We start from the raw sequence: 12,884 nt of genomic DNA, 5'->3' as shown, positions 1-12,884 counted from the left end.
ATGCGTATTCAACTTATAAGAGCGTAAAGAAAAAGAACCATACCAATTAAGGCATGATTCTTAGTAAAAGGTCTTACCAACATGATTTGACTTAGACCCCGATCCTCTTTTTTAATGCTTATTATTTTCTAGGTTTTTGAATTGTTTTATTATCTAGATCAGTTCTGACTACTAAGACATCACATGCAGCAGTTCTAGTTACATATTCAGTAACTGAACCAATGAGAAGTCTTTCCATAGCGTTAAGACCAGTAGCACCGATCATGATCAAGTCGACACCTAACTTCTTTGGAAAGTCAGTAGCGATGATAGCTTTTGGTGAGCCATATTCAATACTGTAGTCAATTTCGTCTAAACCAGCATCCTTAGCCGTTTTAACGTATTTCTTAACTGTTTCCTTAGCTTTTTCAGTAATTTGTTCTACCATTGTTGAATCGAAGCTAGAAACGTTTTGGAAAGCTCTAGTATCAATGACGTGGATTAAATGGATCGCAGCCTTATTTCTCTTAGCTACTTCGACAGCTTTTTTAAATGCTAATTCTGCCTCGAATGAACCATCAATTGGTACGAGAATGTTTTTATATTGTTGTAACATAAGTATCACCCCGTTAATGTAATATTACTGCTTTTATAATTTCATTTTAGTTTATTTGGGGAAATAAATACAGTAATCCAACGATATTTAACGTATATTTGCTAAATAAATTGAAAATCCTGCCGCAATCAAACTACCTAGTAATAGAGTAATGAAGTTTGCCTCACGACTTCCAAAAAAGGCAATGGCAATTCCCATAATAGCGACTAAAACCAGTAGTACAGCCGTATAGCGCATAACGTTTTTAAGTGTTAAATTTTCATCTGGTGAATAAATTAAAAATTTTCCACTACTATGTGACCAAAGAATGTAAGCTAAAGCTAACAAAAAAATCACAAAAAAGATCATTAAAATTTTAATTATCATAATTATTCTGACTCCGTTTCGAATTCTTTTTCCAAGATTGTATTTGTTGGATTCTGAGGTTTAAAGCTTGTTCATATTTACCAGTATCATTTGGTTGATAATAGTGACGATTACGCAAATTATTTGGCAAGTATTGCTGTTCAACCCAAGAGTTTGGATAATTGTGGGGATATTTATATTCAATTCCATGACCCAATTTTTTGGCTCCAGAATAATGAGCATCTTTTAAATCGTCAGGAATGGAATTGGCTTTGCCACTACGAACATCTTCTAATGCAGAATCAATTGCGACCATGCCCGAATTTGATTTAGGGCAAAGACACAAATCAATGACGGCATCTGCTAAGGGAATCCTAGCTTCAGGTAATCCCACCATTTGTGCGACCTGACAAGCTTGAACTGCTCGGGCACATGCTTGAGGGTTAGCCAATCCGACATCTTCATAAGCGCAGACCATCAGCCTTCTAATAGCAGAAGTTAAATCGCCGGCTTCTAATAGACGAGCTAGATAAAGAATTGCTGCATCAGGATCACTACCACGAATTGATTTTTGAAAGGCTGACATAACGTCGTAGTGACTATCGCCATCTTTATCTGAAGAAATAGCTTTTCTTTGAACAGATTCTTCAATAGATTGTAAGTCGATGTGAATTGAAGCGTCTTTTTCTGGTTTTGTCGAAAGTACTGAAAGTTCCAGTCCGTTTAAAATACTTCTTAAATCACCGTTTGTCGAGCTAACTAATAATTCAAGTGCATTGTCATCAAGCTGGACATGGTATTTTCCTAAACCTTTCTCTGAGTCGTTTAAAGCTCTTTTAACGGCTTTTTTTAGATCATCACTATTAAGTGGCTTTAATTCAAAAATTTGCACTCTAGAGCGAATAGCAGGGCTTATATTGATATATGGATTTTCAGTTGTAGCACCGATCAAAATTATCGAGCCACTTTCCAACATTGGCAACAAAAAATCTTGTTTCGTTTTGTCTAGACGATGGATTTCATCAAGCATTAAAACAACCGTACCGCTCATTTTTGCTTCTTCAGCTACGATTTGTAAATCTTTTTTAGTATCAGTTGCTGCATTTAACATGCGAAAGGCATATTTAGTAGAGCCGGCAATAGCACTGGCAATACTAGTTTTACCGATCCCCGGAGGTCCATAAAGAATCATCGAGGACAACATTTTGCTTTCAACCATTCGACGAATGATTTTATGTGGTCCGACTAAGTGTTGTTGTCCGACGACTTCATCGATATTAGTAGGGCGCATTCGATATGCTAATGGTTTTTGCATAGCTCCTCCTATATAATTAATATAATATATTCTACAACAAAGGATTGAGAACATGTTTGATAAAAATGATTTTAAAGTTTTTGAAGATATGACACTTTCTGGACGTTTAGATTTAATTAAAACAAATTTGGACCCAAAATTCGAAGTTTTTGGTACGGATTTATTAAAACATCTAGAAGATGAATATCAACAGCAATTTTTCATGAAAATAGCAAAGCACCAGCGACGGACGAAAAATCCACCTCCAGATACGTGGTTGGCTATTAATCAAGATAAAAAGGGTTATAAAAAAACTCCTCATTTAGAGTTTGGTTTATGGCCAGACCGTTATTTTATCACATTTAGTCTCTTAGCAGATATTCGGAATCGTCAAGAATATTACCCAATTTTAAGAAAATATCAAAAGCAGATAATTCGAGAAGGTTGGGGAGTTTCCAATGATCATACTTCTAGTAAATTGTTGACGGCTGACGATTTTGAAAAAGTTGTTGAGCGTTATCAAAAAGTAAAGTCTAGTGATTTAGTAATTGGTTTTGAGTTGTTAAGTAGTTCCGATGAAGTAGCTAAGGGTAATTATGATCAAATATTAAAAGATAAGTTCTTACAATTGAGTAAGTATTTAATTTACTTCAATCAAGAAATTTCTTCACAAAATTAATTTTTTGTTATTAGTTTAATTTGTTTAAAAAACATCCTATAATGATGTTGAATTAAGAGAATAATAATTAAGGGATGATGAAGATGGAGTGGTATAAATGTGCGGAATTTTGGTTCGGCGTAATCATAACGTTGGCGTTTTTCCAATTGTTTTTTAACGCAACCTTTGGAGTCATGTGGTGGAGCGGCTTGATAGCAAGTATCGTTGGTCTGCTACTTATTTTAAATTCATTAAGTAGGATTAAATTCAAGTAGAGAACGTTATTGGAATGAGATTATTTCATTCTGATAGTGTTCTTTTTATTTATGTATAAAATAAGGCAAAAAAAATACATCCACCAAATAGTGAATGTATTTTTGTCCAAATATTAAAGTACTTGGTTGTAGTATTCAACAACTAGTGATTCATCAATGTTTGGTTCTAGTTCGTCACGTTCTGGGTTACGTACTAGTGAACCTGTCAATGTGTTTTCGTCGAAGCTAACAAAACCAGGACGACCAACAACGTTTTCAAGGTTTTCCTTAACAATAGCAAGGTCCTTTGACTTTTCACGAAGGCTGATCTTTTGACCAACTTGAACTTCGTATGAAGGGATATCAACACGTTTGCCATCAACTGTGATGTGACCGTGGTTTACAAGTTGACGAGCTTGTGGACGTGAACTTGCAAGACCTAAACGGTAAACAACGTTATCCAATCTTGTTTCAAGAAGGATCATTAAGTTGATACCATGGATACCATCCATCTTACCAGCACGGTTAAATAGGTTACGGAATTGACGTTCGTTAACATCATACATGAAACGTAACTTTTGCTTTTCAGCTAATTGTTGACCGTATTCTGAGATCTTACGACGGCCACCATTTGGTCCGTGTTGACCAGGGGCGTAGTTTCTACGAGCGATTTCCTTACCAGTACCTGAAAGTGAGATACCTAAACGACGTGATAATTTCCAGCGTGGGCCAGTATATCTTGACATATTTTAATTCCTCCAAAATGTTTGTCTGGAGTAAAATAATTAACTAGAGCTTAGCATTCGTGCAGTTATCGTTACAAATTTCACCTTGTGCAGCCACAGGTTACTGATTGAACTAAATCGTCGATAACTGTTGACGTTCTTGCCGCTCTTTGCTGCATATTTTACACGAAGGCTAGTATACCGTGATGACGAGTGATTGTCAAAATTATTTTGGGAATAGTTTAAAACTTTATTATGAAAAGCTGACTTAGATAATAATAGGAGTAATATTTGTTATAATTTCATAAAGACAAGAATGAATCGTCATTAGGGGTGTAAATGTGTTTGTAATTATTATTGGAATAATCTTAATCGTTCTATTTTTCTTATGGTACATGTGGTTTTTACAAAAGAAAAATGCTTCCACGTTAAACGAATATAAGGATAGAACTGATCACTTAAAAGAAGCTCGTTTAGAAGGCAAAATTGAGAAACTAACTAAGATGAAATTGTCTGGTGCTAGTGATGATCGTTTTAACCAGTTGAAGGTTGAATACTACAAGCAAGAAGAAGAGATTTTTTCAGATATTCTTCGACAAATGCGTGGAGCTGAATACAAGAACACCGAATTTAAAGTTTTCGGTGCTAATAGCGACTTGAAAAAAATCAATGCTAGTTTGAAACAGTTTGAAGATGAACTCTCTCGAATCTCGCAAGGATTTGATGAACTGCTAAAGAGCAATGAATTGAATGCCACTCATAGTGAAGAATTACAAAAGAAATATCAAACATTACGTAAACAAGTTTTGACGCAATCATTTAGTTATGGTCCAGCAACCGATAAGTTAGAGGATGAATTGTCAGAAATCGCTAATTTATTAGATAACGAAAAGCAATTGACTACTAAGGGTGATCATATTGAAGCTAGTCAAATTTTAGACGATATTAAAATCAAATTAGGTTTGATTACAGACCAATTAAAAGTTATTGAACCTTTGTTCCACGACTTAAATGAAGTTTTCCCAGGACAAGTGGACGAAATCAAGTTTGTCTTTCAAAAGCTAGACAAGCAACATTTCAAATTCAACGATGATATAGTTGCCTTGATTCAAGAAGTTCAAAAAGAAATTGATGAATCAAATGATAAATTAGGTGAATTGAATTTCGACGCCGTTAATACTAATAATGAAGATATCAAACAAAGAATCGATGACTTGTACGAAACGTTAACGTTGGAAATAGACGGTAAGCGTGACGTTTTAAAGGAACAAAAACCTGTCTTAGATTACATCAATCACGCAGTTTTTCAGCACAATCGTTTGGATAAGAGAATTCGAAAACTACAAGAAGGCTATATCTTAACGGATAAGACATTGGATACTTTTAAGGGCAATTTTGACACGTTGAATGAAGTTCGTCGTGAATATGATGCTGACGTGCAGAGTATTGCTGATAAACAGGTGATTTTTTCACAAGTAAGAACTGATTTTAAGAATATCGTTAAAGAATTGGACGAGATTGAGACTAGCGAAAAGGATATCAACGATGAACTCAATCAAATGTTAACTAGTGAACAAATTGCTCGTAATAGTGTCGACGAATATGCCAAACGTTTAGAAATTCAAAAAAAGATGATTGAACAATTGCGTTTGAATGGTTTGCCAGATGATTACCTTGATTACTTCTACATGGTTTATGATGAGATCAATAAATTATATGATAATTTAGATGCTGATCAAATTAATATGGAAGATATTAGTAAAGCGGTCATCATCACTCAAGAAGATTTGAATAACTTGGTTGAAAAAACTTCTAAATTGAAGTATAACGTTCAATTGGCTGAAAAGTTGCTTCAATATGCGAACCGTTATGCTACTAAAGATGGTGCTTTCAGCGATGAATTGGCACATGCGCGTTCATTATTTGATGATGATTACAATTATCAAGAATCAGTCGATGTAATTTCAAAAGCCTTGGAAGAGGTTGAATCTGGTTCAGTTGATCGGATAAAAGAGACAATTAATTCTTAATTTTTCTAAAAGTGTGTTAAATTATAATAGATAAAAATTTGGGCCTTTGAGGCCTTTTTATTTTGGTGAGGCAAAAATGATATATTTTGATAATAGTGCAACAACTAAAGTTAATGATTCAGTTCTAAAAACTTACAATGCTGCTAGTGAAGAATATTTCGGGAATCCTTCAAGTTTGCATAAGTTAGGATTAAGAGCTTATGAATTGTTGGAAACATCTCGTAAACAAATTGCAAAGTTAATGGGCTTCAAGCAAGACGAAGTCGTTTTTACTAGTGGTGGTACTGAGGGTAACAATTGGATCATCAAAGGTACGGCTTTTAAGAAGCGTGAATTTGGTAAACACATCATTACTACACAAATTGAGCATCCATCTGTTTTGAATACGATGCATCAACTTGAAGAATTAGGTTTTGAAGTCACTTATTTACCAGTTGATAAAACTGGTCATATCAGTGCTGATGATCTTAAAAATGCTATTCGTGACGATACGATTTTAGTCTCAACTATGGCAGTTAACAATGAAATTGGTGCAATTCAACCAATCCATGAAATTGCTAATGTTTTAAAAGACTATCCAAATATCAGTTATCACGTTGATTCTGTTCAAGCAATTGGTAAGAATATCCAAGATAAGTTCATGGATCCACGTGTTGATTACTATACTTTCTCCGGACATAAATTCCATGCACCACGTGGAATTGGTTTCATTTATATGAAAGAAGGCAAGCAACTTGAACCACTGATGGCTGGTGGCGGTCAAGAGTCAAATCTTCGTAGTGGAACTGAAAATACTCCAGCAATTGCAGGTATGGCTAAAGCTATTCGTCTTTTGAAAGAGGATGAAGCTAAAAAAGCTGACAAGATGGAACAACTAAAGGAAAAATTAGTTAACCATTTGAAGACTATGGACAATGTTCACGTCTTTTCACAAATTGCTGATAATTTTGCTCCACACATCATTTGTTTTACAATCGATGGCGTTCGTGGTGAAACAATCGTGCATACGTTTGAAGATCGTGATATTTATATTTCTACAACTAGTGCTTGTTCATCCAAAAAAGGTTTGGAATCAGGTACTTTAAAGGCAATGAATGTTAGAGAAAATGTTGCAACTAGTGCCGTACGTGTTAGTTTAGACGAAAGCAATACTGAAAAAGAAATGGATGAATTTATTAAGAATTTAGATGAAATTCATGATCATTTCCAAATTTTGAACTAGGAGAAATACATGGAATATACTGAAATTATGGTTCGTTACGGCGAACTATCAACAAAGGGTAAAAACCGTAAGAGCTTCATCGACCGTCTTCACGGAAATGTAGCTAAAGTTTTGAAGGATTACCCTGATCTTAGAATGCAACCACATCGTGACCGTCTACACATTAAGCTAAACGGTGTCGATGCAAAACCAGTAATGGAAAAATTAAAGAATGTTTTTGGTATCCAAACTTTTTCACTCAGTGTGAAAGTTTCACGTGATTTTGAAGACGTAAAGAAAAAAGCTGTTGAAATGATGCATGAAGCTTATAAGCCCGGCATGAGTTTCAAAGTAGGAACTAAACGTGCAGACAAGACTTATGAACTAGATACTAATCAAATCAACTTGCAATTGGGAGATGCCATTTGTGAGGCTTTCCCAGGAATTGATGTTGAGATGAAACGCCCTGATATCAAGATTTCTGTCGAAGTTCGTCAAGATGGAATTTATTTATCCTACTTAACAGTCAAGGGCGCTGGTGGTCTACCTGTTGGTACTGCTGGAAAAGCTATGTTGATGCTGTCTGGTGGAATCGATTCTCCAGTTGCTGGATACTTGGCTATGAAGCGTGGAGTGGATATTGAAATGGTTCACTTCTTCAGTCCTCCATATACTTCAGAACAAGCTTTGAATAAGGCTAAAGAACTAACTTCTAAGTTGACTGCCTTTGGTGGCAATATCAAGTTTATCGAAGTACCTTTTGCTGAAATTCAAGAAACTATTAAATCTAGTGTTCCTGAAGGTTACTTGATGACGATTCAACGTCGTTTCATGTTGAGATTGACTGATATGATCCGTGAAAAAGAACACGGTTTAGCAATTTTCAACGGTGAGGCTGTCGGTCAAGTTGCGTCACAAACATTGGAAAGTATGGCAGCCATCAATGATGTCACAACAACACCAATCTTACGTCCCGTAGCAACGATGGATAAAACAGAAATCATTCGTTTAGCTGAAAAAATCGATACTTTCAATCTTTCAATTCAACCATTCGAAGACTGCTGTACGGTCTTTGCTCCACCATCACCAAAAACACGTCCAAGTATCGAAAAAACTCGTCATTTTGAAAGTGTCTTAGATATTGACGGATTGCTTCAACGTGCTATGGATGGTATCAAGATTACAACTATTGAACACGGCGACAAGTTCATGGAAAGTGATCAAGAAAACATCAGTAGTTTGCTATAAAATTAATTGACGTTTAATAAAGAATGTTTTATTATCAGAATATCAGCTTTGAGCAGGAGTGTTGATTGAGGAGATTTCAGAGAAGGCATGTTGTTGAGAATTGCCGAATTGAATCAATTGATTGTTGCCTGTGAGCTATCATTAAATGATCGGGCCACCGTTATCTGTTGAGTGAAGAGTGAAAACTCTTAATTTAGGTGGTACCGCGAGCATTCGTCCTATTAGGGATGGGTGCTCTTTTTTTTACAGTCTCTTACCGGCGAAGCCGGTTAGAGAGTGTTATGGGGATGCGCAAGCATCCGTATTCCATGGTATTTGGCGAAGCCGGTTAGAGAGTGTTATGGGGATGCGTAAGCATCCGTATTCCATGGTATTCGGCGAAGCCGGTTAGAGAGTGTTATGGGGATGCGTAAGCATCCGTATTCCATGGTATTCGGTGAAGCCGGTTAGAGAGTGTTATGGGGATGCGTAAGCATCCGTATTCCATGCACTATTAAGTTATTACAGAGTAAAAAAAGTTAAAAATGGAGGAACAACTATGAGAGAAATCGACATGGATACAAAATATAATCCCCAAGAAGTCGAAGCAGGTCGTTACCAAACTTGGTTAGACGAAGATGTTTTTAAACCTTCTGGAGATAAGAAAGCTAAACCTTATTCAATCGTTATCCCACCACCAAATGTTACTGGTAAGTTGCACTTGGGTCATGCTTGGGACACGACGATTCAAGATACTTTGATTCGTTACAAGAGAATGCAAGGCTATGACACTTTATACCTACCTGGTATGGATCATGCCGGAATTGCTACTCAAGCTAAAGTTGAAGCTAAACTACGTGAACAAGGAATTTCTCGTTACGATTTAGGTCGTGAGAAGTTTGTTGACGAAGTTTGGAAGTGGAAAGATGAATTTGCTTCTATAATCAAATCTCAATGGGGTAAATTAGGACTTTCATTGGATTATTCACGAGAAAGATTTACTTTGGATGAAGGTTTGTCAAAAGCCGTCCGTAAAGTCTTTGTTAAGTTGTACAACGAAGGTTTGATCTATCGTGGTGAATACATCATCAACTGGGATCCACAACTACAAACTGCTTTGTCAGATATCGAAGTTATCCACAAGGATGACCAAGGTGCTTTCTATCACGTTAAGTATCCATATGCCGATGGTTCAGGCTACATTGAAATTGCTACAACACGTCCAGAAACTATGTTTGGTGATGTAGCTGTTGCCGTTGCTCCCGATGATGAAAGATACAAAGACATCGTTGGTAAAGAAGTTGTCGTTCCATTAGTTGATCGTAAAATTCCAATTATTACTGACCACTACGTTGATAAAGAGTTTGGTACTGGTATGGTTAAAATCACTCCAGCTCACGACCCTAATGACTTTGCTGTTGGTAATCGTCATGACTTAAAGCGTATCAACACAATGAATGCTGACGGTACAATGAATGAAAATGCTGGTAAATATAACGGCATGGATCGTTTCGATGCTAGAAAGGCTATCGTTAAAGACCTTCAAGATCAAGGATACATGATCAACATCGAACCTTACGTCCACAGCGTTGGTCATTCAGAACGTTCTGGCGTACAAGTTGAACCAAGACTCTCAACACAATGGTTCGTTAAGATGAAGCCACTTGCTGAAATGGCTCTGAAGAATCAAAAGGGCGATGACAAGGTTAACTTTGTACCTGATCGATTTGAAGATACTTTCACACAATGGATGGAAAACGTTCATGATTGGGTTATTTCTCGTCAATTATGGTGGGGACACCAAATTCCAGCTTGGTACAACAAGAAGACTGGTGAAACTTATGTAGGTGAAGAAGCTCCTAAAGATATTGAAAATTGGGATCAAGAACAAGATGTGCTTGATACTTGGTTCTCAAGTGCTCTATGGCCATTTTCAACTATGGGTTGGCCAGATACTGACGCAGAAGATTTCAAGCGTTACTTCCCAACTAATACTTTAGTTACTGGTTACGATATTATTTTCTTCTGGGTTTCAAGAATGATTTTCCAAAGTTTGAAGTTTACTGGTAAGAAGCCATTTGATCACGTTGTTATCCACGGTTTGATTCGTGATGAACAAGGTCGCAAGATGAGTAAATCACTTGGTAACGGTATCGATCCAATGGACGTTATCCAAAAATATGGTGCTGATGCTTTGCGTTGGTTCTTGATGAACGGTTCAACTCCAGGACAAGATACGAGATTCAGTTACGACAAGATGGACTCTGCTTGGAACTTTATCAATAAGATCTGGAACGCGTCTCGTTACGTTATTATGAATCTTGACGATGACACTCCAGCTATGGATGATCTTTCACAAGTAACTAGTTATGACTTATCTGACAAGTGGATCTTAGCCAAATTGAATCACACAGTTAAAGAAGTTAACCGTTTGATGGATAACTTTGAATTTGGTGAAGTTGGTCGTAATCTTTACAACTTTATCTGGAATGATTTCTGTGACTGGTATATCGAAATGAGTAAGGCTACTCTAACTGGTGATGATGAAGCTGCTAAGAAGCAAAAGAAGATGATCTTGACTTATGTCTTGGATCAAACTTTGAGATTGATGCACCCAATCATGCCATTTGTTACTGAAAAGATTTGGTTAACAATGCCTCACAACGGTAAGTCAATCATGCAAGCTAAGTATCCAGAAGACCATAAAGAATTCGATGATAGTGATGCTATGGATCAGATGGACATTTTAATCGAATTGATCAAGTCATTGAGAAAGATTCGTTTGGAAGCTAATGCACCAATGTCTAAAGCTGTTGATATTTTAATCAAACCTCAAGACGACAAGGTTAAAGATGTGGTCTTGAACAATAAGGAATATATTGACCGTTTCATGCATCCAAAGGACTTGAAAGTTGCAACTGACATCAAAGCTCCCGCTTTAGCAATGACGGCTGTTACAAATGGTGCTGAATTGTATGTTCCATTGGCTGAACTTATCAACATTGATGATGAAATTGCCCGTCAAAATGAAGAAGTAGCTAAACTTGATAAAGAAATTGAACGTATCAACAAGAAACTTTCTAACAAGAACTTCGTTGAAAAGGCTCCAGAAAAAGTTGTTGCTGAACAAAAAGAAAAATTGGCTGATTATCAATCACGTCAAGCAAAAGTACAACAAAGAATTCAACAATTGCAAGCTAATAAATAATGTTTGAGTATATAATGATGAGGGTTGGCAAAAGTCCAGCCCTTTTTATTTAAGAAAAATTGGAGAAAAATATTGTTAGAAACTTACGAAGAGACATTAAAATTTATTCATAGTTTACCCAAATTCAAACGAACTAATGATTTGGACAATATTAAAGAAGCCCTGAAACGCTTAGACAATCCCCAGAATAGTTATGAAACGATTCATATTACAGGGACTAACGGCAAAGGAACGACAACTAATTTCTTGGCAAACTTACTAGAAGCCAGTGGTAAGCGAGTAGGAATGTTTACGTCGCCGTTTATTAAAGAATTCAATGAACGTATTCAAATCAATCATCAATATATTTCTAATGACGAATTAGTTAAAGAAGTTAACTATATTAAAGAAAAAGTTGCCGGAATACCCTTGGCAGAATTTGAATTTGTAACGATTTTGGGTTATTTTTATTTCCGTGGTCGTGTCGACATAGCTGTAATTGAAGCTGGGATTGGTGCTCGACATGATAAAACTAATGTTATTACACCAGTTCTCTCAATTATTACTTCAATCGACTTGGATCATGAAAAGTTAATTGGACCAACCTTACAAGATATTGCCAAAGAGAAAGCTGGTATCATCAAACCTAATCGTCCTATCATAACTGGAAGGTTACATGAATCAGTTCAAGGTATTATTCAAACTGAGGCTGAAAAATTAAAAAGCCCATTATTTAGTTATGAACGTGATTTTTCAATAAAAAAATATAAAAATAATGATTTATCTTTATCGTTTATATATTATGATGATAAGCTATCAATAGAAGACATAACTTGTTTTGGTTTTGAAAAAACTACGGCAATTAATGCTTCGATTGCGATACGAGCTTTTCTGGAATATCAAAAAATACATGGTATGAATTTGGATCTAGAATTGATCAGAAGTAATCTCGATAAATATCAATTACCTGGTCGCAGTCAAATAGTTCAAAAGAAGCCATTGATTTTATTGGATGGAGCTCATAATATTTCAGCAATTTACAATTTAATCAATTCTTTGTCATTAAATTATGAAAATAAGGATATAATTGTTTTATATGCAGGGATGAAGGATAAAGATCGTCATGACATTTTGGACGAATTAGTACCAAAATCTAAGCATATATATATTACAAAGCTTGATATGGCAAGGTCTGCTACCAAAGAGGACTATAATTTATCACAGTATTCTAATGTTTCTTTCATTGAAAATTATCGTGGTGAATTGCAGAAAATTATTTCTCACTTGACCGATGATCAAATATTGTTAGTTACAGGATCATTTTATTTAGTTTCAGATTTGGAGAATTATTTTTCGTAATTTCCAATT

The 12,884-nt window shown here is 35.8% G+C and carries 10 protein-coding genes; 6 read left to right on the top strand and 4 right to left on the bottom strand.

The window, feature by feature from the left end; translation table 11 throughout:
* Positions 1–121: 121 nt before the first annotated feature.
* From FFM65_RS11855 to FFM65_RS11845, 3 genes are all read right to left on the bottom strand, one after another.
* A complete protein-coding gene (locus tag FFM65_RS11855) occupies positions 122–595 on the bottom strand; it encodes a universal stress protein (protein ID WP_059074147.1) in 474 nt (157 codons plus the stop codon).
* A gap of 87 nt (positions 596–682) precedes the next feature.
* Entirely contained in the window at positions 683–961 is a 279-nt protein-coding gene (locus tag FFM65_RS11850) for a hypothetical protein (RefSeq protein ID WP_010020152.1), read from the bottom strand.
* Positions 951–2,255, bottom strand: a complete 1,305-nt coding sequence (locus tag FFM65_RS11845; protein ID WP_119318943.1) for a replication-associated recombination protein A — start codon at positions 2,253–2,255, stop codon at positions 951–953. Before FFM65_RS11845 ends, FFM65_RS11850 begins: the two co-directional genes overlap by 11 nt.
* Positions 2,256–2,307: 52 nt before the next feature.
* Between FFM65_RS11845 and FFM65_RS11840 the strand changes: the two genes are divergently transcribed.
* A complete protein-coding gene (locus FFM65_RS11840) occupies positions 2,308–2,913 on the top strand; it encodes a DUF1054 family protein (protein ID WP_119318942.1) in 606 nt (201 codons plus the stop codon).
* A gap of 367 nt (positions 2,914–3,280) precedes the next feature.
* Here FFM65_RS11840 and rpsD read toward each other — a convergent pair whose 3' ends face one another.
* Positions 3,281–3,892: a 30S ribosomal protein S4 gene (rpsD, locus tag FFM65_RS11835; RefSeq protein ID WP_119318941.1), complete on the bottom strand. Its 612-nt coding sequence runs from the start codon at positions 3,890–3,892 to the stop codon at positions 3,281–3,283.
* A gap of 320 nt (positions 3,893–4,212) precedes the next feature.
* On the opposite strand from rpsD, the gene FFM65_RS11830 reads away from it, so the two are divergent.
* From FFM65_RS11830 to FFM65_RS11810, 5 genes are all read left to right on the top strand, one after another.
* Positions 4,213–5,901, top strand: coding sequence for a septation ring formation regulator EzrA (locus FFM65_RS11830; protein ID WP_119318940.1), 1,689 nt, complete (start codon positions 4,213–4,215; stop codon positions 5,899–5,901).
* Positions 5,902–5,977: 76 nt separating this feature from the next.
* Complete coding sequence (locus FFM65_RS11825; RefSeq protein WP_119318939.1) at positions 5,978–7,123, top strand: cysteine desulfurase family protein; 1,146 nt, start codon at positions 5,978–5,980, stop codon at positions 7,121–7,123.
* A 9-nt stretch (positions 7,124–7,132) separates the two neighbouring features.
* The gene (gene thiI / locus FFM65_RS11820; protein WP_119318938.1) at positions 7,133–8,350 is read left to right on the top strand and encodes a tRNA uracil 4-sulfurtransferase ThiI; all 1,218 of its coding nucleotides are present in this window, start codon (positions 7,133–7,135) and stop codon (positions 8,348–8,350) included.
* Between the two features lie 538 nt (positions 8,351–8,888).
* Positions 8,889–11,537 (top strand): valine--tRNA ligase, encoded by a 2,649-nt coding sequence (locus tag FFM65_RS11815; protein WP_119318937.1) that lies wholly within the window; start codon positions 8,889–8,891, stop codon positions 11,535–11,537.
* 72 nt (positions 11,538–11,609) lie between these two features.
* Positions 11,610–12,875 carry a bifunctional folylpolyglutamate synthase/dihydrofolate synthase gene (locus FFM65_RS11810; protein ID WP_119318936.1) on the top strand — a complete coding sequence of 422 codons (1,266 nt, stop codon included), beginning with the start codon at positions 11,610–11,612 and terminating at the stop codon, positions 12,873–12,875.
* Positions 12,876–12,884 lie beyond the last annotated feature (9 nt).

This window comes from Companilactobacillus formosensis, assembly GCF_005405305.1.
GTDB lineage: Bacteria > Bacillota > Bacilli > Lactobacillales > Lactobacillaceae > Companilactobacillus > Companilactobacillus formosensis.
The sequence above is the reverse complement of the archived record's forward strand: the minus strand, read 5'-3'. Positions and strand labels throughout refer to the sequence as shown.